20 protein-coding genes are annotated in these 24,822 nt (G+C 60.7%); 10 read left to right on the top strand and 10 right to left on the bottom strand.

The genetic code is table 11. The features are described from left to right. Nucleotides 1-123: 123 nt before the first annotated feature. The 3 genes from mksF to mksB are packed head-to-tail and all read right to left on the bottom strand — an operon-like array spanning nucleotide 124 to nucleotide 4,935. Nucleotides 124-2,964 carry an Mks condensin complex protein MksF gene (gene mksF / locus QF043_RS25260; protein ID WP_056859191.1) on the bottom strand — a complete coding sequence of 947 codons (2,841 nt, stop codon included), beginning with the start codon at nucleotides 2,962-2,964 and terminating at the stop codon, nucleotides 124-126. Beyond that, on the bottom strand, nucleotides 2,961-3,668 hold the full coding sequence (gene mksE, locus QF043_RS25255; RefSeq protein ID WP_307420590.1) for an Mks condensin complex protein MksE: 708 nt from the start codon (nucleotides 3,666-3,668) through the stop codon (nucleotides 2,961-2,963). The genes mksF and mksE overlap by 4 nt, the downstream gene beginning before the upstream one ends. Next, a complete protein-coding gene (gene mksB / locus QF043_RS25250; RefSeq protein WP_017134535.1) occupies nucleotides 3,658-4,935 on the bottom strand; it encodes an Mks condensin complex protein MksB in 1,278 nt (425 codons plus the stop codon). Before mksB ends, mksE begins: the two co-directional genes overlap by 11 nt. A gap of 187 nt (nucleotides 4,936-5,122) precedes the next feature. On the opposite strand from mksB, the gene QF043_RS25245 reads away from it, so the two are divergent. Continuing rightward, nucleotides 5,123-5,866, top strand: coding sequence for an energy transducer TonB (locus tag QF043_RS25245; RefSeq protein WP_307421520.1), 744 nt, complete (start codon nucleotides 5,123-5,125; stop codon nucleotides 5,864-5,866). Further along, entirely contained in the window at nucleotides 5,859-6,311 is a 453-nt protein-coding gene (gene rimI, locus QF043_RS25240; RefSeq protein ID WP_005784514.1) for a ribosomal protein S18-alanine N-acetyltransferase, read from the top strand. The genes QF043_RS25245 and rimI overlap by 8 nt, the downstream gene beginning before the upstream one ends. Before the next feature lie 118 nt (nucleotides 6,312-6,429). Here rimI and QF043_RS25235 read toward each other — a convergent pair whose 3' ends face one another. Next, a complete protein-coding gene (locus QF043_RS25235; protein ID WP_307420589.1) occupies nucleotides 6,430-6,834 on the bottom strand; it encodes a serine kinase/phosphatase in 405 nt (134 codons plus the stop codon). 139 nt (nucleotides 6,835-6,973) lie between these two features. Here QF043_RS25235 and can point away from each other — a divergent pair, with 139 nt between their 5' ends. Then, nucleotides 6,974-7,618, top strand: a complete 645-nt coding sequence (can, locus tag QF043_RS25230; protein ID WP_017134532.1) for a carbonate dehydratase — start codon at nucleotides 6,974-6,976, stop codon at nucleotides 7,616-7,618. On the opposite strand, the gene QF043_RS25225 is transcribed toward can, so the two are convergent. The 5 genes from QF043_RS25225 to QF043_RS25205 form a co-directional block, all read right to left on the bottom strand. After that, the gene (locus tag QF043_RS25225) at nucleotides 7,615-8,139 is read right to left on the bottom strand and encodes an SET domain-containing protein-lysine N-methyltransferase (RefSeq protein WP_058422275.1); all 525 of its coding nucleotides are present in this window, start codon (nucleotides 8,137-8,139) and stop codon (nucleotides 7,615-7,617) included. The genes can and QF043_RS25225 overlap by 4 nt on opposite strands. A gap of 146 nt (nucleotides 8,140-8,285) precedes the next feature. Beyond that, a complete protein-coding gene (locus QF043_RS25220; protein ID WP_307420588.1) occupies nucleotides 8,286-9,455 on the bottom strand; it encodes a hypothetical protein in 1,170 nt (389 codons plus the stop codon). Nucleotides 9,456-9,577: 122 nt separating this feature from the next. Next, nucleotides 9,578-11,278 (bottom strand): acid phosphatase, encoded by a 1,701-nt coding sequence (gene acpA, locus QF043_RS25215; RefSeq protein WP_307420587.1) that lies wholly within the window; start codon nucleotides 11,276-11,278, stop codon nucleotides 9,578-9,580. 101 nt (nucleotides 11,279-11,379) lie between these two features. Further along, nucleotides 11,380-11,700, bottom strand: a complete 321-nt coding sequence (locus QF043_RS25210; protein ID WP_307420586.1) for a hypothetical protein — start codon at nucleotides 11,698-11,700, stop codon at nucleotides 11,380-11,382. A gap of 135 nt (nucleotides 11,701-11,835) precedes the next feature. Beyond that, nucleotides 11,836-13,254 carry a short-chain fatty acid transporter gene (locus tag QF043_RS25205; protein WP_074854380.1) on the bottom strand — a complete coding sequence of 473 codons (1,419 nt, stop codon included), beginning with the start codon at nucleotides 13,252-13,254 and terminating at the stop codon, nucleotides 11,836-11,838. Between the two features lie 186 nt (nucleotides 13,255-13,440). Here QF043_RS25205 and QF043_RS25200 point away from each other — a divergent pair, with 186 nt between their 5' ends. From QF043_RS25200 to QF043_RS25190, 3 genes are all read left to right on the top strand, one after another. Beyond that, on the top strand, nucleotides 13,441-14,754 hold the full coding sequence (locus tag QF043_RS25200; protein WP_307420585.1) for an MFS transporter: 1,314 nt from the start codon (nucleotides 13,441-13,443) through the stop codon (nucleotides 14,752-14,754). 61 nt (nucleotides 14,755-14,815) lie between these two features. After that, nucleotides 14,816-15,952, top strand: a complete 1,137-nt coding sequence (locus QF043_RS25195) for an XRE family transcriptional regulator (RefSeq protein WP_307420584.1) — start codon at nucleotides 14,816-14,818, stop codon at nucleotides 15,950-15,952. Next, on the top strand, nucleotides 15,949-16,446 hold the full coding sequence (locus QF043_RS25190) for a DUF4411 family protein (protein ID WP_307420583.1): 498 nt from the start codon (nucleotides 15,949-15,951) through the stop codon (nucleotides 16,444-16,446). The genes QF043_RS25195 and QF043_RS25190 overlap by 4 nt, the downstream gene beginning before the upstream one ends. A gap of 41 nt (nucleotides 16,447-16,487) precedes the next feature. On the opposite strand, the gene QF043_RS25185 is transcribed toward QF043_RS25190, so the two are convergent. Continuing rightward, nucleotides 16,488-17,858: a gluconate:H+ symporter gene (locus tag QF043_RS25185; RefSeq protein ID WP_307420582.1), complete on the bottom strand. Its 1,371-nt coding sequence runs from the start codon at nucleotides 17,856-17,858 to the stop codon at nucleotides 16,488-16,490. 216 nt (nucleotides 17,859-18,074) lie between these two features. Here QF043_RS25185 and QF043_RS25180 point away from each other — a divergent pair, with 216 nt between their 5' ends. From QF043_RS25180 to QF043_RS25165, 4 genes are all read left to right on the top strand, one after another. Then, nucleotides 18,075-18,980, top strand: a complete 906-nt coding sequence (locus QF043_RS25180) for a cation diffusion facilitator family transporter (RefSeq protein WP_307420581.1) — start codon at nucleotides 18,075-18,077, stop codon at nucleotides 18,978-18,980. Between the two features lie 112 nt (nucleotides 18,981-19,092). Next, nucleotides 19,093-20,313: a TolC family protein gene (locus QF043_RS25175; protein WP_307420580.1), complete on the top strand. Its 1,221-nt coding sequence runs from the start codon at nucleotides 19,093-19,095 to the stop codon at nucleotides 20,311-20,313. Nucleotides 20,314-20,331: 18 nt separating this feature from the next. Continuing rightward, the gene (locus tag QF043_RS25170; RefSeq protein ID WP_305457551.1) at nucleotides 20,332-21,438 is read left to right on the top strand and encodes an efflux RND transporter periplasmic adaptor subunit; all 1,107 of its coding nucleotides are present in this window, start codon (nucleotides 20,332-20,334) and stop codon (nucleotides 21,436-21,438) included. Nucleotides 21,439-21,456: 18 nt separating this feature from the next. Continuing rightward, nucleotides 21,457-24,591, top strand: a complete 3,135-nt coding sequence (locus QF043_RS25165; protein ID WP_307420579.1) for a CusA/CzcA family heavy metal efflux RND transporter — start codon at nucleotides 21,457-21,459, stop codon at nucleotides 24,589-24,591. The last annotated feature ends 231 nt before the right edge of the window (nucleotides 24,592-24,822 follow it).

Below are 24,822 nucleotides of genomic sequence, written 5' to 3'. Positions count from 1 at the left end.
GCATTCCAATGTGGGAGCCGGGCTTGCCCGCGATGAGGCCCTCAACATCACTGCAAAACCCCAGCCCATAAAAAAGGCCGCGATCCATACAGATCGCGGCCTTTTGCATTTCAGCGCAGTGGCTTAAACCTCATCCAACTCCGGCTCATCGGCCTGCACATTCACCGTCGCCTTCACCACATCATGACGACGGATATACTTCCAGTCCGCCTCATCAATGTAGATACCATTCGGCCCGCTGCCGCCTTCCAGGTCGATCGCCACCTGGGCGGACACTTGCGGCTTCACACTGGCCAAAATCGGCACAAAGCCCAGTTGCAAACTGGTTTCCAGCAACGCCGCTTGGTTCTTCTCGTCGATGTCCGCCGCCTCATCGAGGTAGTACGGCAAACGCACGCGCCCGGCCTGGTCACGGTCCATCAGGTGCAGCAACAAGTACATGTTGGTCAGCGCCTTGATGGTCATGGTGGTGCCGTTGGACGCCGCGCCATCGATGTCAGTGTGGATCACCGGCTGGCCATGCACCTTGGTGATTTCGAACGCCAGCTCGAACAAGTCCTTGAGGCCCAACTGGTTATGGTTGGCAGCCACAAGACGGGCCAGGTATTCCTTGGCTTCTTCGTTCTTGTTGTCCTGCTCGGCGCTCTGGCTGAGGTCGAACACCGAAAGCGTTTCGCCTTCTTCATACTGGCCGGCACTGTGGATGATCTGGTCGATATGCTTGAGGGCTTCCTTGTTCGGCGCCAGCACGATGCGGAAGCTTTGCAGGTTCGATACCTGACGCTTGTTGATCTCGCGGTTAAACAAGGCCAACTGATGCTCAAGGCTGTCGTAGTCACTGCGGATATTGCGCAAGGTCCGCGCAATATCGGTAACCGCCGCACGGCGCGCCTTGCCGAGGGTCAGGGCTTCATCGGTGCGGTGGGCATAGGCGTTGATCAGCAGTTGCAGACGACGCTCCACGTCATCTTCGCTGTCGAACTTGGCCACGCCCTTGAGGCGCACCTGCGCATACAGCGCTTCGATCTGGCCATCAGCGCGCAATAAACCTTGCCAGCTGTCCTGGTAGTCATTGAGCAACGGCAACAGGTTGTCCATGGAGTCGTCGACCGGGTCCATGAACGGTGTGCCGAACGGCAAGTCGGCCGGCAACAACTGACGACGGCGCAGCGCGTCATCCAGCGTGCGTTGCTTGGCTTCCATATCGCCGATCTGACGGCCGACCAGTTGCAGCTTGGCCGACAACTGCTGGACACGCTCGGTGAAGGCATCACTGGAGCGCTTCAATTCGTCTTGCGCGGCTTCCATCTGCGCCAGGTTTTCCAGCTTCTCGCCTTCTTCCGCGCTCAGGGTTTGTGCGCGACGGAAGTCTTCCAGTGCCTTCTGCGCATCCAGCACTTGCTGGTACAGCGCTTCGGTCTGGGTCTTGCTCGCTGCACGGTCAGAGGCTACGGCCTGCTGGGTCTTGAGCTGCTTGAGTTCTTTTTCCAGGCGCTCTTTCTGATCGCGCAACGCCGCACGATCAGCCAGTGCCTGCAAGGCCGGTGGCTCGATATGGGAGATGTCGATGGACAGCCCCGGCACTTCAAATTTCTCGCCCTTGAAGCCATCGAGGATCTGCTCCAGGGATTTAACCCACTGGCCATCCTCATCCAGGGTGATGCCATGTTCACCCAGCGGCAAACTGAACAACGAACTGTTGAACAGGCGCATCAGACGCTCGACGTCCTGTTGTGAGAATTCTTCACGCAGTTTGGCGTAACTGTTGTTGTCGGCGTGGTCGAGCTGTTGCTTGACCGACTTCAGGCGTTTCTCCAGGTCGCGCAAGCGCTCATCCAGGTCCTCGGCGCTGAACTGACGGGATTGCGCCAGGGCGCCCGCCAATTCATCGTGGGCATCCTTGGCCGCCAGCAGTTGCTGCTCCAGTACCTTGACGTCATCGACCAGCGCAAAGCGATGCTTGAGCACCGACAACTCGCCCAGCCAGCGCTGGATGCCACTGATCTCGCGCTCCAGGCGCATGAGCTCCTGGGTGCCGCCACGCTGATCGTTTTGCAGCGCGTCCTGCTCGTTACGGTAGTGCTCGGCCTGGATGGTCAGCTCTTCCTTGCGCGCACTGGCGTAGTCCGACCAGGTGCCCAGCAATGAATCCAGCAAGGGCGACAGGCGATGCAATTTGCCGCGCAATACATCGCGCAAGCGCACGCCATTGGCGAGTGCCTCAACCAACGGCCCGGCAGCCACCAGCGAGTTGTAGTCCTGCTCCATGCGCCTCACATCACGGAAGGCTTCTTCGCACGCGGCGATGTAGTCCACGCTGCCGGAACGCAGGCTGTGTTCGAACGCATCCAGGAACAATTGCTTGAGCTTGGCCGCGGTGATTTCGCGCATGTGCAGCAGGTTGATAAACAGCGCGCGGAACGTCTTCAGGCTCTGTTCGCTGGTGGAACGCAGCGGAATCAAGGTCAGGTCCAGCGGGATTGACGTGTGCCCGCCCACCAGCAAACGGCGCAGCTCGTCCGGCTTGAGTTCGTAGGCTTTCAGGCCTTCGCGCTCAAGGTTGGTGAACAACTCTTTCTGACGCAGGCAGGTGTCGTTCTTCTGGTAATGCGCCAAGTCCAGCTTGCCGGCATAGGCAAAGAACTGGTGACCGAAACCACCACCCGGGCCGCGCCCGACCACGCCGATCACGTGCGGGCCGTGGGGCAGCGAGACTTCCACGAGGATGTAGCTGGTGTCGGTGGCAAAGTAGAAGCGCCGCGATTGTTCCAGGGTGTACTTGCCGAAACTCATGTCCGACATGCGCGCCAGGATCGGGAACTGCAAGGCGTTGATCGACGCAGATTTACCCAGGTTATTCGCGCCGTACACCGACAACGGTTCTTCCAGCGGGAACAAGCCCAGGCTGTAACCCGCGGTGTTCAATAGGGCGAAGCGGCGGATGCCGTAGCGTTCCTTACTCATGCGTCGGTCTCCTGTTCTTCGGCAATGGCGCGGGCCAGGGCGTCTTCTTCGCTGCCTTCGGCAAAGTCACTCAAGTCCAGCGGGTCATCGGTTTTCAGCAGTTTTTCATCGCTGTCTTCGTCGATGATCACCGGCGCCGGCAGTGGCAACACGCTGTGCACGCTGGCGGCCAGGTCACGGTCCTGCTGCACCGACAGGCACACATCGAGGAAGCGGTGCATCGGCGGCAGGAAGCGATAGATGCCGTTGTCTTCGCTGGCAAACCCCAGTTGGGTCATGCGGCGCATGATTTTTTCTTCGAGCTCTTCCTGGGTCTGCACTTCGGCCTGGATAAACAGGTCGCGGTACTTTTCCAGCAACGATGGCAATTCATCGCGGCCCAGGCTGCCACCGTCGAGCACGGCGATCGGGTCGCGGCCCTGGTCGGCCAGGTGTTCGACGATGATGAAGGTGAACAGCGCCAGGCGTTGCGCGGTCTTGTTGACCTGCGCCGCAGCCACGGCAGTGTCTGGCACAAAGTAATAGAAACCGCGTGTGTCACACACCAACTCAAAACCCAGGGCCTTGAACAACGTGCGGTACTGGTCCTGGAAATTAGACAACTGCGCGTACAGCTCCGGGTCGCGGCGGCTGACGTGGTAACCCTTGAACAGCTCGCGAAAGATCGGTGCCAGCTGGGACAGTTCGGATAGATCAAGATGCATAAGGCGTGCTCGCAGAATTCTCGGTGGCATCGGTGCCAGCCGGGAGCAGGGCGAATGAGCGCAGGCTGACCTGGTGCTCGTGTGTGTGGTAGTCGCGGCGTTCCAGGCGTTCGCGCTTGAAGCGTTTTTCGCGCGAGAGCCGTGAGAACCAGTACAGCAATTCGTCGGTGGCGCCGTCCGGTTCCTGCTCCAGCAGCCAGGTCATCAGGTCCGGCATCGGCAGCGCATCTTCGCAGCGTTCGAGCATTTCCTTGACCGTGCGCGGCGCGCGTTGGGCTTCGCCCTTATGGGATTTGTGCGCCTTGGGAAAACGCGCCGGTTTCGGCTCGAAATTGGCCAAGGCATACACGTACGCTTCGACCTGGCTGGCACTGCCCAGGAAGGTACTTTGCGGGCGGGTAAACATTGGCATCGCCGCTTGCGGCACCGCGTCCAGGCCTTTACGGCGAATGGCCGACAAGGCCAGCGCCGCGCCACGGGTCACGGCGTTGTGGCGGCGCGCTTCCTCGCGCAGCGGCAGCAGCAGTTCGCGGGCATGGCGCAAGGTCAGCTGGGCGCTGGTTTGCATTTCGAGAATGCGCGCGTGGGTGCGCAGCAGCATGTCGTCGTCGACCAGATGGCCGAGGCGCTGCTGCTCGGTGAGCATGCGCAGCAGCACATTCTCGACCTTGCGCACGCCTTGCTCGAAGGCGCCGTCGGCGTTCACCAGTTGGATCATCGGTTCGACGTATTCGTCCCAGGTCGCCAATACCTCCGCGTAACGCTGGCGCAACGGGATCTGCCGGTCGCTGGTCTTGGCACGGTCGGCCACGGCCGCCAGGGCCTGTTCGTCGTTGGCGAGTTTTTTCAGCACGTCCCGCACGCGCATGTCCAGCAAGCGCAGTTGGCGGGCCAGGTCGTGGCCATCACGGATGTCGAAGGCGTCCTGGATATAACCGGCCAGGCGCTCGAGGTGGCGCAGGTAGGCTTCGATTTCCAGGCACAGGCCAAGCCGGTGCTCCTTGCGAAGATAGGCGAGGAAGTCGTGGATCTGTGCGTTGAGCTCGAAACGGTTCGGGCTCTTGGCGACAGGCACCAGGATATCCAGGCGAATCCACACGTCCAACAGGCTGGTGATGTCCTGTGGCGTGCTGTCCAGTTGTTGGGCCGCCAGTTGTGCGCGCAACTCGCCCAGGCTCAAGGTGCCTTGGTCGAAGTGTTCGCACAGTGGCTCAAGCAGGGCCCAGTGTTCGGCGAGGGCGCGCAAGACGCGCTTGGGTTCGATCATCGGAATGGCCGGCTGGTTGGCGAATAAAAGTCGCGATTGTACTGCATCAGGCGCGGGATTTATCCACAGCCGGTCAGTGCGCAGTGGGCGATTGTTACCGAACAGCGGTAGAATCCCCGCTCTTTAGTTATCCACAAGTGGCCGAGCTGTGCTTATCGAGTCCCGACGTCGCGCTTACTTGACCGCCATGCAGGTGGTCAACTGGCTGCCCCGCACCGAACTGCCGTTTGCCGCCCCGTCGCGGCCCGAGCTGTTGCAGGCGCTTGAGCCCTATGAGGCGTTCGAGGTGTCGGGCGAGGAAGCCGCTGCGCCGGTGGCGGTGGTCAAACCCACGCCTGAGGCTCGCCCCGCTGTCGAGCGCGTGAAGGTTGAAGTGCCGCGCCCGGCGCCCGTGGCCAAGCCCGTGGCGGCCGAAGCGCCAGCGCCGGTGGCCAAGGCTGCGGTGGTGCCGCCGCCACGTTTCGCCCTGCAGTTACTGCGGGCCGGGCGCTGCCTGCTGCTGGTGGAACTGCCCACCGGCGAACGTTTTCAGACCCGCGACCCGGCCTACATGCTGCTAAAAGACATGCTGCGCGCCGCCGGCCTGCCCGACAGCCCGCAAATCGTCGGCGACCCCGTGCGCTGGCCGCTGCTGGTGCGCGGCAACATGGACCAGGGCCCGGACGCCGCACGGGATTTCGTCCAGGGTTTTGTCTCGGCGCGCCTGGAAGACGAACCCTGCGTATGCCTGTGGCTGATCGGCCTGCCCGCCGTGCGTTTTGCCGGTGAAGCGAATGCCGAAGCCTGGTATCGCGAGATGCAGGTCGAAGGCCTGGGCTCGGTATGGGCCTTGCCGGGCCTGGAATTATTAATGGAAGAGCCACAGCGTAAGGCTGATGTCTGGCAAGCCATGCGCCGGCTGATGGCGCGCTGGAAAAGTACCGATGAGTGAAGCTTTATCGTTCCGCCCGATGACCGAGGCGGACCTCGATGCCGTACTTAAGATTGAATACGCGGCGTTCAGCCATCCCTGGACCCGTGGGATTTTTCTCGATGGGCTGGGCAAGTACCAGATCTGGCTGATGTTTGAAGGTGAGCAGCAGGTGGGCCACGGTGTGGTGCAGATCATCCTGGATGAGGCGCACTTGTTGAATATCACCGTCAAACCGGAAAACCAGGGCCGTGGCCTGGGGTTGGCGCTGCTGGAGCACCTGATGTCCCGCGCTTACGCCGCCAGTGCGCGTGAGTGCTTCCTGGAAGTGCGCGACAGCAATACCGGCGCGTTTCGCTTGTATGAGCGTTATGGTTTCAACGAAATCGGCCGTCGTCGCGATTACTACCCGGCCGTGGGTGGCCGCGAGGATGCCGTCGTGATGGCCTGTACTTTAGTTGACTGAACGCTGAACCCCTGTGGGAGCGGGCTTGCTCGCGAATGCGGTGGATCAGTTTAAGATATATCGACTGACACACCGCATTCGCGAGCAAGCCCGCTCCCACATTTTGAACTGTATGGTGTCAGCGGTTACCGTCTATCGGGTCAATATCCGCCAGTTCCGCCTCGTCCAGGCCATTGCCACCGCCAATCTCGTCCTCATCCACAATGCTCAGGTCATAATCCGCCGGATTATCCTCACCGGCCTCACGAGCATCCCGGGCGCCATCCTCAGGGATCAGCGTTTCAGGGCTCATGTCATCATCCGTGGGCTCATGATCGTCGGTCGAAGCCCCGGTCATGCCGGCTTCACGTACCCGTTCGTCGGGCATCAGGTGTTCGCGCTCGCGGCGCGGCAGCTCATCACCGATTTGTGCGGTCGGCTCTTGCTCGTCAAAATCCAGCTCGCGCATCTCGCCCATGCGGTCTTCGTTGTCATCAATCGGTTCGGGCTGTGTAGCGCCGTAGGGACGTCGTGATTCAGTCATGGCCAATCCTCATACTGTGGGGCTTATAGTGTGTGGACAGGCACGGCTCCCTAAAGATTCAAGCTAATTGCGCCTGGGCGTGACCCGGACGAGCGGTTGTCTGTCACAAAGCTGCGCATCATTCCTGAGGCTTTCCCTGATGAACGAACTACAAGACCTGCTTGATAACAACGAACGCTGGGCGGATGCGATCAAACAGGAAGATCCCGAATTCTTCGCCAAGCTCGCCCGCCAGCAAACCCCGGAATACCTGTGGATCGGCTGCTCCGACGCCCGCGTTCCGGCCAACGAAATCGTCGGCATGCTGCCCGGCGACCTGTTCGTGCACCGCAACGTGGCCAACGTGGTGCTGCACACCGACCTCAATTGCCTGTCGGTGATCCAGTACGCGGTGGACGTGCTCAAGGTCAAACACATCCTCGTCACCGGCCACTACGGCTGCGGCGGCGTGCGTGCGTCGATGCAGGACCGCCAGTTCGGCCTGATCGACGGCTGGCTGCGTACTATTCGCGACCTTTACTACGAAAACCGCGAGGTGCTGGCCCAGTTGCCCACCGAAGAGGAGCGGGTGGACCGCATGTGCGAGCTCAATGTGATCCAGCAGGTCGCCAACGTCGGCCACACCAGCATTGTGCAAAACGCCTGGCACCGCGGGCAGAGCCTGTCGATTCACGGCTGCATCTACGGCATCAAGGATGGCCGCTGGAAGAGCTTGAACACCACCATCAGTGGCTTTGAGCAACTGCCGCCGCAATATCGCCTGCGCCCACTGGGCGAAGCCTAAGGCCGTTTGCGCATCCGCCACTGGGCCATGAACGCCTCACCTTCGGCGTTCAACTTCTCTTTGGCGCCGGTGATCCAGCCCCGGCAGTTCAGCTCGCCGCATTGGCAGGCGAACTGCCGGAACAGCGCATCCTCGGTGGTGGCGTAATCCATCGTCAGCAAGGTGCCAGGCGCAATAGGCTGTACGGTCCAGACCTCCAGGTACGTGGCATCGAAAAACACGTTCGGATTGCACGAGTGCAACATCAGACGGGTGAACCACGGGTCATACAGGTGAATGCGTGACGAGAGTTGCAAGGTGTGCGCACGTCGCTCGCTCAAGGCATAGCCGGACACTCTGGCAATGCGCACGCGGGTGTCAAAGGCGACGCAGGCCTTGAGTGCGGCCCCCATTCCATTTGCGTCGCGTACGACCTGGAAGTGCCGGGTCGAGGGGTAGCCTTGTTCTGCGAGCACCGTCTTGAAGGGGTAAAGGCAGTCACTCACAGCGGTTTTAGCCTTATCCATGGCTTGAGTTTTCATAACTCTCCTGGGTTAGGCTGCATCGACCTGCGATGGGGTCTGACTTCCAGTCTTGCAGCGGATGGGTGCCGTTCAAGACTCGCCGAAGTTGTAGCCGATTTCTACTGTCAGATCTGACAGTAGAAATCGGTTATATTTTGTACGATTTACAGCGCCGGAGCGGTAACAGCGGGGATCGGGGCGGCGTCTTTCAGCTGTTTCAACTGCGCCTTGATGGGCGGGGTAGCGCATTTGGCGTTGGCTTGTTCCGGAGTCAAATTGCGTACCGATGTGTAGAACAGCTCACAGGTCTGCTCCTTGCGCGTGACTTGCCAGGTATTCATGCACGCCTTGAGCAACACATTCGGGTCACTGGCGGGTTTCTGGCCCATGCCGGCCTGCCAGCAGGCGGCGCTCAAGTCTTGGCCCATCACTTTCAAACCGGCCTCATCGGCTTTTTGTTCATTGCCGTCATAGCTGGCCGGATCCGCCGCATACCAGATGTAACTCGGGTGGTTGGAGCCCAGTACCGACACCGTTTTACCGGCAGTCGGGCTGATCTGCGCCAGGCCCAGCACAGGAACGGTCTGGCCGTACTGTTGCTTGATCCAGTTACGCACCGGTGCGCCGAACGCGACCATCGGCAATGAGCCGTTGGCACGCAGGCTCAGTTCCTTGACCATGCGGGTCTGGTAGTCGGCAAAGTAGCTGTAGACGTTTTCCAGGTCCTTGCCCGCATTGGAAGGTGCGGCGATCGGCGCAATGTCGATGATGGTCTGGTAGGCCGGTGTTTCCGTGGCCGGGATGCCATTGTCCGTGAGCAAGGTGGCCCAGCGGTCGGTGGTGGCCGATTCCAGGTAGTCCTGGGCCTGGGTCAGCGAGTAGTCGGGCGGGAAGTGCAGCAGTTCGATGCTCTTGCGGTTTTCCAGGGCCATGCCCAGTGGCAGGAACAAGTACCAGTTGTAGGCCCATTTGCCGTCGCTGTTAAGTTTGCTGGCGCCCTGATACGCCAGGTCGGCGGTGTTGAGCAGCGTGGTCAGGGGCTGGCCGTAATGCTCCGGCACGCCGCTGAAGGTGGCTGAGACCTGGCCGTCATGGGTTTTCACACTGACCTTGGCACGGCTGTACCCGTCGCGCTGCAGGCTCTGGTTCAAATAGTGCTCGGCGGTCTGCTCCAGCGTCCATGGCCGAAAGCAGATCACGTTGCAATTATTGGGGAATGCGAACAGTTGGGTGACGCGTTGCGTGCTGCCCAGTGGTACTTCGATGTCGGCCTGTACGACCGCACTGGCCAGCAGTGCGGCCAGGGTGAAGGACAGCCTGGTCGGTTTAAACATAGTTGGTTCCTTGTCAGCGAAAGCCCGTCTGCGCGGGGTGAAAGCCCACTTGCACACAGTAGCGGTTGACCAGGAAAACCGCGTGCTAAATCGCCAGGCATGTCGCTATTGGATAAGAAAACCTACCGGTTGAACTGCAAGGCGTTGCTCAAATCGCCCATGGGCTTCTGGCCGCGGGCGATCATCGCGTCATCACGCTGCTTGAGGCCGTCCAGTGTCTCCAGCTGGAACACGCGGGTGATCAAACGCAGGATCGACGCGGTGTCGTAAACCGTATGGTCCACCGTGCCTTTGCGTGCAAACGGCGACACCACCAATGCCGGAACCCGCGTGCCCGGGCCCCAGCGATCGCCTTTGGGCGGTGCCACGTGGTCCCACCAGCCGCCGTTTTCATCGACAGTGACGACCACCACCATGTTTTTCCACTGCGGGCTCTCTTGCAGCACTTTCAAGGCGCGCGCGATATGGCGGTCGCCCGAGGCCACATCGGCGTAGCCGGCGTGCATGTTCAGGTTGCCCTGGGGCTTGTAGAACGTCACGGCGGGCAGCTTGCCGGCCTGGGCATCGGCGAAGAACTTGTTGGTGCCGGAATCATCGCCCAAACCGCCGTCACGCAAGCGCTTGTCACGCTCTGCACGGTTTTGCGGGCCTTGTTGCTTGAAGTAGTTGAACGGCTGGTGGTGGTACTGGAAGTTCGGAATCTTCGGGATGCCGCCCGAGTCCTTGAACTGGTCCAGGGTCGCCTGCCAGGCACCGGCGTACCAGGCCCAGTCGACGTTCTTTTTCGACAGTTTGTCGCCAATGTGTTCGTGGGTTTGCGGCACCAGCACGTTGGGCAGATCGGGTTTGGAGTAGTCCGGGTTTTGCGGGTCGCGGATCCAGGTCGGCCAATACGGCGGCGCCAGGGTATTCACGCCGTAGCCGTCCGGTGTCAAGGCACTGGGGCCGAACTGCGGCGGGCCGCTCATGGCGCTGGCCGGCGACTTGTCCAGCGGCTTGAGACGCGGGTCGGTGGGGTCATCGCTTTGCAGCGTGGCTATTTGCGCTTTGGCCACCGATTGTGCGGCATTCGGATAAAACGGCGCGGTGGCGCTGATCAGGTACTGGTGGTTGAGGAACGAGCCACCGAAAGCGCCCTGGAAGAAGTTGTCGCACAGCACAAACTCTTTGGCCACGTCCCACAGGCGCAGGGAATAACGGGTCTGGGCGTAGTAACCCATCACCAGGCCGCCGGAATCGGCCCAGGCGACAAAGTTGTCGTTCTTGCCGCCATTGATCTGCATCTGATTCTGATAGAACACGTGCCACAAGTCGCGGGTGACCAGGCTCAGCGGCAGGTCCTCGGCATTCGGGCCTTTTAGGGCGAATGGCGCATTGGGCAGGTTTTCCTGGAATTGCACTTCGCTGGGGTAAGTCACCCCGTCCACGCTTTGCGGGCCCACTTGCAACACGCCGCCCCAGGCCGGTGGCAGGCTGGTCAGCAAGCTGCCATCACGGTCACGTTGCTGCACGTCGGCTGCGGAGAGCGACGACAGTGGTTTTTCCAGGCCCGGGAAGTCTGCGAACAGGTTGTTGAAGCTGCGGTTCTCGGCGTAGATCACCACGACTGTCTTCACCTGCTCGTGCAAGGCTTTGTCCAGCTCTTGCGGCGTCAGTGGTCGCACCTCTGGCTTGCCAGGTGCGTCATTGGTGCTGCCGCAGGCACTCAAGGTCGCGCCAACCCCCAGCACCGCCGCGCCCCCGAGGAAACGCCGACGGCTGGTGTCCACGGCCGGCTGGGTTACGGAATCGGGAGAAGGGCGGTCTTCGTGCTCGTCACTCATTGCTGGGCGTTCCTGCTGGCTGATTGTTGCAAGATATTTCGCAGGACGGTAGCAATGCAATGTGACGGAACGAAGACAGCGGTTAGAAAGCTAAAGGGTAGTCACAGCAAGTGCAGCGCCAGTTGGCTGCCCGCGCGCAAGTACTCGACTTGAGCCGTCAACGCATCCTTGACGATGGCCTCGCCTGTGTCGGTCAGCTTGGCTTTTTTGGCATCGATGACCGTGGTTTGCAAAAGCTGCATCGCCACGTCCATCACTTTTTGGAAGGCTGTCACGTTATTGTGCAGGCCAAACTCGTTGACGACGGCAGCCATACGCCGATCGGCATCGTCTCGCAGAGCTTTGTACTCGACGAACGACACGTGGTCGTCCTTGTAAATATCATTGATCAACTCTTCCAGTGATTTGGACAGGGGCGTCATCGGATTTTCCTTGGCGTTTGTGGGTGGTAATCCAAGGCAGGTTAATCAAAGGCGCGGGGGAGAGAAGTCAGAGGCTGTCACTGCAATGAGTGGGAAAGCCTCTACACATTTCATCGGAAAGCGCGCTTTGATGCCCTACGGCATCACCGGCGGCAAATACTTCAACGTCGTCCCCAGCGCCCACAGCAGGAACAACACCAGCGGCGTGTGCACCAGCAACTGCACAAACGAAAACCCGATCAGATCCCGTGCCTTCAGCCCCAGCACGCCCAGCAGCGGCAGCATATAAAACGGGTTGATCAGATTCGGCAGCGCCTCAGCCGCGTTATAGATCTGCACCGCCCAGCCCAGGTGGTATTGCAGGTCATTGGCCACTTGCATCACGTAAGGCGCTTCAATAATCCACTTGCCACCGCCCGACGGGATAAAGAAGCCCAGCACCGCCGAGTACACGCCCATCAACAGCGCGTAAGTGTCGTGGGAGGCGATGGAGGTGAAGAACAACGAGATATGGTGCGCCAGGGTCTGGCCGTCACCACCTTTAACCACGGTCATCAACGCGGCGATCGAGCCGTACAACGGAAACTGGATCAGCACGCCCGTGGTGGTCGGTACGGCACGCGCCACCGCATCCAGGAAGCTGCGCGGGCGCCAGTGCAGCAGCGCGCCGACCATGATGAACAGGAAGTTATAGGTGTTAAGCCCCGAAATCGCGCTGATCGCAGGTTTAGTGGAGAACTCATGGAACAACCAGCCAGCCGCCAGCAAGGCCAGCAGGATGGTCAGCAGCGGGCTGTGTTCCAGCCATTCGCCCGGGCGCGTCGGCGGTTGTGGTTTAGGCATATTAAAGGCCGGGTCAACACCACACGCCTTGGCATCACGGGCACTGTTCGGTCCTGGCGCAGTGGCATAGGCGATGATCAGCGACACCACGATCAGCGCCAGCAACAACACGCCCGATTGCCACAGGAAGATGGTCTCGGTGAACGGGATCATCCCGGTGATCGACAGGATCGACGGCGGCAAACTGGCCGGGTTGGCCTGCAACTGCGCCGCCGATGACGACAGCCCCAGTGCCCACACTGCGCCCAAACCCAAATAAGCCGCAGCCCCGGCAGCGCGGTAATCCATGCGCAAATCCGTGCGACGGGCCAGGGCGCGCACCAGCAGACCGCCGAACACCAGGGACAAGCCCCAGTTGAGCAAAGAGGCGACCATGGAAATCAACGCGACCCACGCCACCGCCGAGCGGCCATTCTTGGGGATACGTGCCAGGCGGTCGATCAGCTTTACGGCAGGAGGCGAACTGGCCACCACATACCCGCCGATCACCACAAAGGCCATCTGCATGGTGAACGGGATCAGGCTCCAGAACCCGTCGCCAAACGCCTTGGCGGCTTCGGTCGGCGCGGCGCCCATGCCCAGGGTCGCCACGGCAACAATGATCACCGCCAGGGCGGCAAACACCCAGGAGTCCGGAAACCAGCGTTCGGCGAAGTTGGAGCAGCGCAGGGCAAATCGGGCATAGCGGCTTTCTTCGATAGCATCGGCCACGAGTCTTTCCTCTTGTATTTATTATGGGTGTTGGCAGTTTTACGGCATGTTCCGCTACGGGCATTGATATGGGAATGCAGTTATCTTCATCGATCCATGAGGAAAACAAATATATCTGCCGCGATTGCCATCACTGGGCGCAGCTCATAACCTGCACGCCATTTTGTTTGCCTGCCGAGCCTCCACATGACTGCCACCTTTTCCCCACGGGCGCAGCGTTTTTCCCCTTCCGACTACAAAACCCTGGGCCTGGCCGCCCTCGGCGGCGCGCTGGAAATCTACGACTTCATTATCTTTGTGTTCTTTGCGCTGACCCTCAGCCAATTGTTCTTCCCGCCGGAAATGCCCGAATGGCTGCGCCTGCTGCAAAGCTTCGGCATCTTCGTCACCGGCTACCTGGCGCGCCCGCTGGGCGGCATCCTGATGGCGCACTTCGCCGATCACTTGGGGCGCAAACGCGTGTTCAGCCTGAGCATCCTGATGATGGCCTTGCCGTGCCTGCTGATTGGGATCATGCCCACCTACGCGCAAATCGGTTATTTCGCCCCGCTGATCCTGTTGGCCCTGCGCGTGCTGCAAGGCGCCGCAGTGGGCGGCGAGGTGCCCAGCGCCTGGACCTTCGTCGCCGAACACGCGCCGCGACACCACCGAGGCTACGCCCTGGGCTTCCTGCAAGCCGGGCTGACCTTTGGCTACCTGCTCGGTGCACTCACCGCCACCTTGCTCGCGCAGATCTTCAGCCCCGCCGAGATCCTCGACTACGCCTGGCGCTTCCCGTTCTTGCTCGGCGGCGTGTTCGGTGTGATCGGCGTATGGCTGCGCCGCTGGCTCAGCGAAACCCCGGTGTTCCTCGAAATGCAGGCCCGCCGCCAGGCTGCCGCTGAAATGCCATTGCGCACCGTGCTGCGCGACCATCGCGCCGTGTTGCTGCCGGCGATGATCCTCACCTGTGTCCTGACCTCGGCAGTCGTGGTGTTGGTGGTCATCACGCCCACCATGATGCAAAAAACCTTCGGCATGAGCCCCAGCCACACCTTCGCCCTGAGTGCGCTGGGTATCGTCTTCCTCAATATCGGCTGCGTACTCGCCGGTTTGCTGGTCGACCGCATCGGCGCCTGGCGCGCAGTGCTGGTCTACAGCCTGTTGCTGCCAATAGGCATTGCGGTGCTGTACGCCAGCCTGATCAGCGGCGGCGTGTGGCTGGGCGCGGCGTATGCCGTGGCGGGCTTGAGTTGCGGCGTGGTAGGCGCGGTGCCGTCGGTGATGGTCGGCCTGTTCCCGGCGCAGGTGCGGGTGTCGGGAATCTCCTTCACCTACAACATTGCTTACGCACTGTGGGCGAGTACGACGCCACTGTTGCTGATCGCGTTGATGCCGACCAGCCCGTGGATTTGCGTGGGGTATTGCGGGGTGATGGGCGCGGTGGGGGTGGCGAGTGTGGCGCTGTTTGGCAAGCGCCACCCAGTAAACGTTGTTACAAATGGCACCTGGGGCCATTAATTGACGGGTAGGGGAGGCGCTCCTATAGTCACGTCCATTCCTGACGAGCACATCTACCCCCATGACTCAGACCGCCTATATCAACCCTGCAATCCTGTTCTGGTCTCGCCAGCGGGCGGGGCTGTCTGAGGCGCAGGTTGCCAAAGGCCTCATGGTCAAATTGGAAAGGCTGAAGGAGTGGGAAGGCGGCCAGAGCCTTCCCTCTTTTCACCAGGCACAAAAATGGGCTGCCATTGTGCACGTCCCTTTCGGCTATCTTTTTCTCCGGGCTCCTCCTCCCGAGCATCTTCCTCTTCCAGACCTGCGGACCCTGGGTGGCGTTTTACCAGACAAGCCCAGCTTGAACCTAATGGACACAGTGAAAGACGTGCTCCGCAAGCAAGACTGGTACTTGGAATACTTGCAGGATCATGAGCGTTCACCTCTGCCCTTCGTGGGAAGCTTCACTAGCCGTTCGGCCATCAAAGATGTGGTTGCAGATATTCGTCGCGTACTTGGCGTCACGGATGCTTTTGCTCGAATGGGTTATGAAGACTATGTCAGAGCTTTGGTGAGTGGTGCAGAAGAGGCCGGGATTCTCGTCATGCGCAGTGGTGTTGCTTTGGGCAATACCCACAGGAAACTTGATGTCAGTGAGTTTCGAGGATTTGCGATCAGCAATCCTATGGCGCCTGTGGTTTTCATCAACAGCGCGGACGCGCCAACGGCACGCCTTTTTACTTTAATGCATGAACTGGCGCACATCTGGATTGGCAGCACGGGCGTGTCTGATGGCAGCAATCAGAGTGCCCGTCAGGAGGAAGCATTTTGCAACGCCGTGGCGGGAGAGTTTCTGGCGCCGGAAAATGTTTTTCGAGCGCATTGGGGTTCGGATGTCCACTGGGAAGAAAACTTGGGGCCATTGGCTGGACGTTTTCGCGTCAGTACATTGGTGATTGCCCGTCGTGCCCGTGACCTTGGCTACATCAGTAATGATCAATACGGCACTTACTACCGTCGGATCTTGCAGGAGTATCGAGATAAAGAGGGTAGTGGAGGGGATTACTACCGCACAGCGGCTATCAGGAACAGTACCCGGTTGAGCAAGGCCGTTCTCGCAGAAGCGCAGAGCGGGCGGATTTTGTTGCGAGACGCAGGAAAACTGTTGGGTGTGCAGCCAGCCAAGTTGAAAACTTATGGGATGAAGCTATCGGCATGAAGCATCTATTGGATTCGAATACGTTGATCGAGGCCAAGAACCGTTATTACGCGATGACCATTTGCCCAGGCTATTGGGCCTGGATACTGCAGCAGCATCAGGCGTTGGAAATTGCCAGTATTGTTCCGGTTCGTGACGAGTTAGCCAAAGGCAATGACGAGTTGACGCAGTGGGTAAAGGGTAATTCCAGCTTGTTTGAAAATTCGAATGATCAACAGACCCAAGCAGCCTTTGGGAATATCGTCTCAAGAATTGCTGAACAGGTATCGGTAATGAAGGCTGGTGCGCTGGAGGAGTTTCTTGAGGGCGCAGATGCCTGGCTGATAGCCAAGGCTATGACGACAGGGGCGGTAGTTGTCACGCATGAAGTCTATAACCCTGACATCAAGCGCAAGTACACCATTCCTAATGTCTGCTCGCTGTTTGGCGTCCCCTATATGAACACCTTTGAATTGCTCGATAAACTCGACGCTCGTTTCGTTTTACATCACTGACAAAGTGAGGGGGAAGATGGCTTCCCCTCGATGTGGCGTCTTCAGGTCAAAAAGTGCCAGAGCAGCAGCGTACCGACCAGCCCTACCACCGAAACAATGGTCTGCAACACCGACCATACCCAAATCGTCTGTTTCAGTTGCAAACCAAAGTACTCACGCACCATCCAGAACCCGGCGTCGTTGACGTGGCAGAAGAACACCGAGCCCGCGCCGATCGCCAGCGCCACCAATGAGCTCTGGGTTGCGGCCAGCCCGGCCATCATCGGTGCGAGGATGCCCGCCGTGGTGGTGGTAGCGACCGTCGCCGAGCCGGTGGCCTGGCGCAGGGCCACGGCAATCAGCCAGGCCAGCAGCAGATACGGCATGTGCGCGCCTTCGGCGATCTTGCTGATGGTCTGGCTGACGCCGGCGTCCAGCAGGGTTTGCTTGAGGCCGCCGCCGGCGCCGATGGTCAGCAGTAACACGGCGATGGGCGCGAGGGCTTTGCGCAGGGTGTTGCCGACTTCGGCACGCGGCATGCCGGCGGCCCAGCCCAGGCAGATGACGGCAGCGATCACGGCCAGGCCGAGGGCGATCAGCGGTTCACCGAGGAACTTCAAGGTCAGGCCGACGGTACTTTCGGCTGGCAACGCGACTTTGGCCAAAGTGCTGCCGAGCATTAAAATCACCGGCAACAAAATGATCAGCAGCGACACACCAAAGCTCGGCTGGCGCGGCGCCTTGGGCGGTGCGCTGAACAGCGCGCCGATGTCGGCCGGCTCATCCACGTGCAGGCGCTTGGACAGCCAGTTGCCATAGAGCGGGCCAGCGAGAATCACTGCCGGCACCGCCAGGCAGAAGCCCAGCAACATGGTCAGGCCCAGGTCGGCGTGCAACGCGCCCACCGCAATCAACGGCCCCGGATGCGGGGGCATGAGGGCGTGCAGGGTGGTCATGCCCGCCAGCGCCGGGATGGCAATTTTCAGCAGTGGCTGGTTCGAACGTTTGGCCATCACGAAGATAATCGGCACCATCATCACCAGGCCGACTTCGAAGAACAGCGGCAATCCAATCACCATGGCCACCAGCGCCATCACCCACGGCAGTGACTTGCCTTTGCCCAACCCGAGCAAAGTGGTGGCGATGCGGTCGGCCGCGCCGGATTCGGCCATCAGCGCGCCGAGCATCGAGCCCAGGGCGATGATAATCCCGGCTTCACCGAGAATCGCCCCGGCGCCTTTGCTGAAGGCTTTAGCGACTTCTTCCGGCGGCAACCCGGCGCCCACGCCGGCGATGAACGTGCCGATCAGAATCGACAGGAACGGCGGCAGCTTGGTGGCGCTGATCAACACAATGATGCTGGCGATGGCCAGCAGAACGCAGAACATGAGGCGGGTGTCGTGAACCATCCACGCGGCAGTCGATAACTCCAAAACGGGACTCCTTATCGAACAGGTTGGCTAATTTGTTTCTTTTTGTTTCCTGCTCGAAAAGCATACCTGATAGAACTGCCGCGGCGCATGCATGGGCGATTTTGGTGCGCTCAATCTAACAATGAGCTGGTGGGCGCGTGACAAGTTTGCAAGGTATGCGCGGTAATTTGGCCTATAGCTCTATGATCAACGGCCTACACACCATGAGGACATGCCATGAGCGCAGGACACAGCCACGCCCAAGTACGCGCCGGCCACGAGCGCAAGTTATGGATGGCCCTGGGGCTGACCGGCAGCTTCATGATTGCCGAGGTTATCGGCGCGTTTGTCACCGGTAGCCTGGCGCTGTTGTCCGACGCCGCGCACATGATGACCGACGCCCTGGCCCTGGCGATTTCCCTGGTGGCCATTCAGGTCGCCAAGCGTGCGGCCGACCGCAAGCGCACTTTTGGTTATGCGCGTTTCGAGATCCTGGCGGCGGCCTTCAATGCGCTGCTGCTGTTCGCCGTGGCGTTTTATATCCTTTACGAGGCCTATCAACGGTTGCAGGCACCGGCTGAAATCCAGTCCACCGGCATGTTGGTGATTGCAGTGCTGGGGCTGATCGTCAACCTGATCTCCATGCGCCTGCTCAGCGCTGCCAGCGGTGAAAGCCTGAATGTGAAGGGCGCTTATCTGGAGGTCTGGAGCGATATGCTCGGTTCCATCGGCGTGATGATTGCGGCGGTGGTGATCATGTTTACCGGCTGGGGCTGGGTGGACTCCGTGGTGGCGGCGGCGATTGGTTTCTGGGTGTTGCCACGCACCTGGACGCTGCTCAAGGAAAGCATGAACGTCCTGCTGCAAGGTGTGCCGGACGGCATCGATATCGATCAGGTTGAGCAGGCCATTCGCGGCGTGCCTGGGGTCAAGGACGTGCACGACCTGCATATCTGGGCGCTGACCAGCGGCAAGAATGTGCTGAGCACGCATTTGGTTGCGGATCAATCGCAAGGCACTGAGCAACAAATCCTCACGCGAGTGACGGAATTGCTGCACGAACAATTCGATATTTCCCACGTCACCTTGCAGGTCGAAGGCGAAGGTTTTCATCACGACGCCCCTGACGAGGTGCACGCCTGAGGCCGTGCCTGTCGGATTTGTAATGTTCGCTCACACCGCTCTGATAAGTCGCGAAAGCTACATTGCCCCCGCTGGGAAACCTCAGCGACTTCATGGGCGTGGAACTCTCGTTATGGCACTTTCTTTTAGAACACTTTTGGCGGCAGCAGCGTTGTGGGTAGCGGCGAACGCCGCCCAGGCTCAAACCCTCACTCTCGATTCAGCCCTGCAAACCGCCTTCGCCAACAACCCCGACCTGGCCGCCGCGCAATGGGAAATCGACATCGCCGAGGGCGGCCGCCAGCAGGCGGGTTTGATCCCCAATCCAGTGGCTTCCTGGGATGCCGAAGACACCCGCCGCAACTCGCGCACCACCACGATAAAACTCAGCCAGACATTAGAGCTGGGTGGTAAGCGTGGGGCGCGTATCGATGTGGCAATGCGCGCTCAGGATGCCGCCGCGTTGACGTTGGAGCAACGTCGCAACGGCCTGCGCGCTGATGTGATCGACAGCTACTACGGCGCCCTGCGAGCCCAGGAACGCCTCGACCTGGCACAACGCTCGATGGCCTTGGCCGAGCGCGGCCTGGTGGTCGCCAATGGCCGCGTCAAGGCTGGCAAGTCGTCGCCAGTGGAGGCCACTCGCGCTCAGGTGCAACTGTCGGAGATCCGCCTTGAACTGAACCGCGCGCAGATCGGCCTCACGGATGCCTACCGCCGTCTCGCCGCCAGCACCGGCAGCGCCAACCCTGACTTTCAGGCGGTCGCCACGCAAAGCCAATCCGCGCCACCGTTGCCGCCCTCCGCACCCTTGCTGGCGCGGCTGGAGCAAACCACCGAGTTGCGCCTGGCCGAACTGCACATCCAGCAAAGCGAGGCCAGCGTGGGCCTGGAAAAAGCCCAGCGGATTCCCGACCTCGATGTATCGATCGGCAGCCAGTACGACGCCAGCGTGCGTGAACGTGTGAACGTGGTGGGCGTGTCGATGCCGATCCCATTGTTCAACCGTAATCAGGGCAATGTGCTGGCCGCCAGCCGTCGCGCCGACCAGGCCCGCGACCTGCGCAACGTCGTCGAACTGCGCCTGCGCACCGAGACCCGCCAGGCTCTGGACCTGTGGCAAACCGCCGATACCGAAGTGCGCGTCTTCAACCAACAGATCCTGCCCGCCGCCCAAAGCGCGGTGGACAGCGCCACCCGTGGCTTCGAGATGGGCAAGTTCAACTTCCTCGACGTACTCGACGCCCAACGCACCTTGATCGCCGCACGCACCCAATACCTCGCGGCGACCGCCCAGGCCACGGATGCCTGGGTGCGTATCGAACGGATTTACGGCGACCTCGCCCGGTTTTGATTTTTTCTGGAGTCCTTTATGAAACATACACATGGCGTGGCGCTGGCCGTCGCTCTGGGCCTGATGCTGTCTGGCTTTGCCGTCGCCGATGAAGAAGAAGGCGCGCTTGAACTCACTGAACAGCAGATCCAGGCCGCCGGTATCCAACTCGCCCAGGCGCAACCGCGCTCGATCAGCACGGTGTTGACGCTGCCGGGGGAAGTGCGTTTCGACGAGGACCGTACCTCGCACATCGTCCCGCGTGCGGCGGGTGTGGTGGAGGCGGTCAAGGTCAACCTTGGCCAGTCGGTGAAGAAAGGCGAGCTGTTGGCGGTCATTTCCAGCCAGCAGATTTCCGACCAGCGCAGCGAGCTGGCAGCCAGTGAACGCCGGGTCGAATTGGCGCGCACTACCTTCCAGCGCGAGCGCCAATTGTGGAAGGACGAAATCTCCGCCGAGCAGGATTACCTGCTGGCGCGGCAGACCCTGCAAGAGGCCGAAATCGCCCTGAACAATGCGCGCCAGAAGATGACCGCCCTCAGCGGCAGTGCGGTCCTGGTCGGTGGCAATCGTTATGAACTGCGAGCGCCGTTTGCCGGCGTGGTGGTGGAAAAACACCTCGGCGTTGGCGAGGTGGTCAGCGAGACCAGCAACGCCTTCACGCTCTCGGACCTGTCCCAGGTGTGGGTCACCTTCGGCGTGTTCCCCAAGGATTTGAATAAGGTGCGGGTCGGCAAACCGGTGAAGGTCATCTCCACGGAAATGGGTACCGAGGTGCAGGGCACCGTGGCCTACGTGGGCAATTTGCTTGGCGAACAGACACGTACCGCCACCGTGCGCGTGACCGTGCCCAACCCCGATGACGCCTGGCGCCCGGGCCTGTTTGTGACGGTGCAATTGGCCACCGATACCTACCAGGCCAAGGTCACCGTGCCGCAAACCGCGATCCAGACCGTCGAGGACAAACCTTCAGTCTTCGTGCGCACTGCGCAGGGCTTTATCACCCGCCACCTCGAACTCGGTGTGAGCGAAAACGGCTACGTCGAAGTGCGCCAGGGCCTTGACGCCGGGGCGCAGGTGGCCACCGTCGGCAGCTTCATCCTCAAGTCTGAACTGGGTAAAGGCTCGGCCGAGCACGCCCATTGACCCTGCGAGTGATTCCCCATGTTTGAGCGCCTTATCCAATTTGCCATCGAGCAGCGCATCATCGTGCTGCTGGCGGTGCTGTTGATGGCCGGTGTCGGCATCGCCAGCTATCAGAAGTTGCCCATCGACGCGGTGCCCGACATCACCAACGTGCAGGTGCAGATCAACTCGGCGGCGGCCGGTTTTTCGCCGCTGGAGACCGAACAGCGCATTACCTTTCCGATTGAAACCGCCATGGCCGGGTTGCCGGGTTTGCAGCAGACGCGGTCGTTGTCGCGTTCGGGGTTGTCCCAGGTGACGGTGATTTTCAAAGACGGCACCGACCTGTTTTTCGCCCGCCAATTGGTCAACGAGCGCCTGCAAGTGGCACGCGGGCAATTGCCGTTGGGTATCGAAACTGCGATGGGGCCGATCTCCACCGGCCTTGGCGAAATTTTCCTGTGGACCGTCGAGGCCGAAGACGGCGCGCGCAAGGACGATGGCACGCCCTACACGCCGACCGACCTGCGCGTGATACAGGACTGGATCATCAAGCCGCAACTGCGCAATGTGCCGGGCGTGGCCGAGATCAACACCATCGGTGGCTTCGCCAAGGAATACCAGATAGCCCCGGACCCCAAGCGCCTGGCGGCCTACAACCTGACGTTGGGTGATCTGGTCACGGCGCTGGAGCGCAATAATGCCAACGTCGGCGCCGGTTACATCGAGCGCAGTGGCGAGCAATTGCTGATCCGTGCGCCGGGTCAGGTGGCGTCGATTGATGATATCGCCAACATTGTCATCACCAGCTCGGATGGCACGCCGATTCGCGTGCGCAATGTGGCGCAAGTCGAAATCGGCCGCGAGTTGCGCACCGGCGCGGCCACCGAAAACGGCCGGGAAGTGGTGTTGGGCACGGTGTTCATGTTGATCGGCGAAAACAGCCGCACCGTGTCCCAGGCCGTGGCGAAAAAACTCGAAGAGATCAACCGCTCACTGCCCGCCGGTGTGGTCGCCGTGACGGTCTACGACCGCACCAACCTGGTGGAAAAAGCCATCGCCACGGTGAAGAAAAACCTCTTCGAAGGCGCGCTGCTGGTGGTCGCGGTGTTGTTTCTGTTCCTGGGCAATATCCGCGCGGCGTTGATCACGGCGATGGTGATTCCGCTGGCAATGTTGTTCACCTTTACCGGCATGTTCACCAACAAGGTCAGCGCCAACCTGATGAGCCTCGGCGCGCTGGACTTCGGCATCATCGTCGACGGCGCGGTGGTGATCGTCGAAAACGCGATCCGCCGCCTGGCCCATGCACAGCAGCGGCATGGGCGGTTGTTAACGCGCAGCGAGCGCCTGCATGAAGTGTTCGCGGCGGCCAAGGAAGCACGGCGGGCGCTGATCTTTGGGCAGTTGATCATCATGGTGGTTTACTTGCCGATCTTCGCCCTCACTGGCGTGGCCGGGAAGATGTTCCATCCCATGGCCTTCACCGTAGTGATTGCGCTGCTGGGGGCGATGATTCTGTCGGTGACGTTCGTGCCCGCCGCGATTGCGCTGTTTGTGACCGGCAAGGTCAAGGAAGAAGAAAACCTGGTGATGCGCACTGCACGTCGGGTCTATGCGCCGGTGCTGGATTGGGTCATGGCGCGCCGTGCTTTGGTATTCGGTTTGGCGGTATTGACCATCGTCGCCTCGGGCGCGGTAGCGAGTCGCATGGGCAGCGAGTTTATCCCCAGCCTCAGCGAAGGCGACTTCGCCCAGCAAGCGTTGCGCGTACCCGGTACCAGCCTGACGCAATCGGTGCAGATGCAGCAGCAGCTGGAAAAAATACTGATCGCCCACGTGCCGGAAATCGAGCGGGTATTTGCGCGCACCGGCACGGCGGAAATCGCCTCTGACCCGATGCCGCCGAACATTTCCGACAGCTACGTGATGCTTAAGCCGAAGGACCAATGGCCGGATCCGAACAAGTCCCGCGAGGCGCTGATTGCCGATATCCAGCGCGCCAGTGCGATTGTGCCGGGCAGTGCGTATGAACTGTCGCAACCGATCCAGTTGCGTTTTAACGAGCTGATTTCCGGGGTACGCAGTGACGTGGCGGTGAAGGTGTTTGGCGATGACATGGCGGTGCTCAACAAGACCGCCGGGGAAATCGCCGAAACCTTGCAAAAGCTTGATGGCGCCTCGGAGGTGAAGGTGGAACAGACCTCCGGCCTGCCGGTACTGACCATCAATATCGACCGTGACAAGGCCGCACGTTTTGGCCTGAATGTGGGCGATGTGCAGGACACCATTGCCGTGGCTGTGGGTGGGCGCCAGGCCGGTACGCTGTACGAAGGCGACCGGCGTTTCGATATGGTTGTGCGGTTATCCGACGCATTGCGCACCGATATCGAGGGCCTGTCGCGGCTGTTGATTCCGGTGCCTGCGTTGGCCGGCAGTGCGGCGGGGCAGTTGGGTTTTATTGCTTTGTCCCAGGTGGCCAGCCTGGACCTGGTGCTCGGTCCGAACCAGATCAGCCGCGAGAATGGCAAGCGTCTGGTGATCGTCAGCGCCAACGTGCGCGGGCGTGATATCGGCTCGTTTGTTGAAGAGGCCGAGACGGCCATCAGCACCCAGGTGAAGGTGCCTGCCGGTTATTGGACCACCTGGGGTGGCCAGTTCGAACAGTTGAAGGAAGCCTCGGAGCGTTTGCGCATCGTGGTGCCGGTGGCGTTGCTGTTGGTGTTCGGGTTGCTGTTCATGATGTTCAACAACCTCAAGGACGGCTTGCTGGTGTTTACCGGAATCCCGTTCGCCTTGACGGGTGGCATCATGGCGCTGTGGCTGCGCGATATTCCGCTGTCGATCTCGGCGGGCGTGGGCTTTATCGCGTTGTCGGGTGTGGCGGTGCTGAACGGCTTGGTGATGATTGCCTTTATCCGCAACCTGCGTGAAGAAGGTCGCCCGTTAGCGTTGGCGGTCAACGAAGGCGCGCTGACGCGCTTGCGCCCGGTGTTGATGACGGCGCTGGTAGCGTCACTAGGGTTTATCCCCATGGCACTCGCCACCGGCACCGGCGCCGAAGTGCAGCGGCCGCTGGCAACGGTGGTGATCGGCGGGATTATTTCCTCTACGTTGCTGACCTTGCTGGTACTGCCGGCGCTGTACCAGTGGGCGCATCGCCAGGAGGAATGATGCGTATGAGCTGAGCGGGCTTGGTAATGAAATCTCCAAAGCGCCCACAGGGGATCGGCTTTATTGCTGAGGTTTCGGTGAGCGGGGCCATCGCGTCGAACGCAGATTCCCCCAGCGACAACGCTCAACTGTGGGAGCTGTCGAGCCCCAGCGAGGCTGCGAAGGCGGCAGCACAGGCGAAACATAAGCTGCCTGACCCACCGCTTTCGCAGCCTCGCTAAAGCTCGACAG

The sequence above is a fragment of the Pseudomonas sp. W3I7 genome, assembly GCF_030816095.1.
GTDB lineage: Bacteria > Pseudomonadota > Gammaproteobacteria > Pseudomonadales > Pseudomonadaceae > Aquipseudomonas > Aquipseudomonas salomonii.
Note: the sequence above shows the minus strand (reverse complement) of the source record. Positions and strands in the feature narration are given on the sequence as shown.

Excerpts from the sequence above, each read along its gene's own strand:
- QF043_RS25195 (WP_307420584.1), top strand. The coding sequence starts at position 14,816 with ATGACTCAGACCGCCTATATCAACCCTGCAATCCTGTTCTGGTCTCGC.
- QF043_RS25170 (WP_305457551.1), top strand. The coding sequence starts at position 20,332 with ATGAAACATACACATGGCGTGGCGCTGGCCGTCGCTCTGGGCCTGATG.
- QF043_RS25210 (WP_307420586.1), bottom strand. The coding sequence starts at position 11,700 with ATGACGCCCCTGTCCAAATCACTGGAAGAGTTGATCAATGATATTTAC.
- QF043_RS25200 (WP_307420585.1), top strand. The coding sequence starts at position 13,441 with ATGACTGCCACCTTTTCCCCACGGGCGCAGCGTTTTTCCCCTTCCGAC.
- mksB (WP_017134535.1), bottom strand. The coding sequence starts at position 4,935 with ATGATCGAACCCAAGCGCGTCTTGCGCGCCCTCGCCGAACACTGGGCC.
- QF043_RS25235 (WP_307420589.1), bottom strand. The coding sequence starts at position 6,834 with ATGACTGAATCACGACGTCCCTACGGCGCTACACAGCCCGAACCGATT.
- QF043_RS25180 (WP_307420581.1), top strand. The coding sequence starts at position 18,075 with ATGAGCGCAGGACACAGCCACGCCCAAGTACGCGCCGGCCACGAGCGC.
- QF043_RS25225 (WP_058422275.1), bottom strand. The coding sequence starts at position 8,139 with ATGAAAACTCAAGCCATGGATAAGGCTAAAACCGCTGTGAGTGACTGC.
- mksE (WP_307420590.1), bottom strand. The coding sequence starts at position 3,668 with ATGCATCTTGATCTATCCGAACTGTCCCAGCTGGCACCGATCTTTCGC.
- mksF (WP_056859191.1), bottom strand. The coding sequence starts at position 2,964 with ATGAGTAAGGAACGCTACGGCATCCGCCGCTTCGCCCTATTGAACACC.
- acpA (WP_307420587.1), bottom strand. The coding sequence starts at position 11,278 with ATGAGTGACGAGCACGAAGACCGCCCTTCTCCCGATTCCGTAACCCAG.
- can (WP_017134532.1), top strand. The coding sequence starts at position 6,974 with ATGAACGAACTACAAGACCTGCTTGATAACAACGAACGCTGGGCGGAT.
- QF043_RS25175 (WP_307420580.1), top strand. The coding sequence starts at position 19,093 with ATGGCACTTTCTTTTAGAACACTTTTGGCGGCAGCAGCGTTGTGGGTA.
- QF043_RS25190 (WP_307420583.1), top strand. The coding sequence starts at position 15,949 with ATGAAGCATCTATTGGATTCGAATACGTTGATCGAGGCCAAGAACCGT.
- rimI (WP_005784514.1), top strand. The coding sequence starts at position 5,859 with ATGAGTGAAGCTTTATCGTTCCGCCCGATGACCGAGGCGGACCTCGAT.
- QF043_RS25220 (WP_307420588.1), bottom strand. The coding sequence starts at position 9,455 with ATGTTTAAACCGACCAGGCTGTCCTTCACCCTGGCCGCACTGCTGGCC.
- QF043_RS25165 (WP_307420579.1), top strand. The coding sequence starts at position 21,457 with ATGTTTGAGCGCCTTATCCAATTTGCCATCGAGCAGCGCATCATCGTG.
- QF043_RS25245 (WP_307421520.1), top strand. The coding sequence starts at position 5,123 with ATGCAGGTGGTCAACTGGCTGCCCCGCACCGAACTGCCGTTTGCCGCC.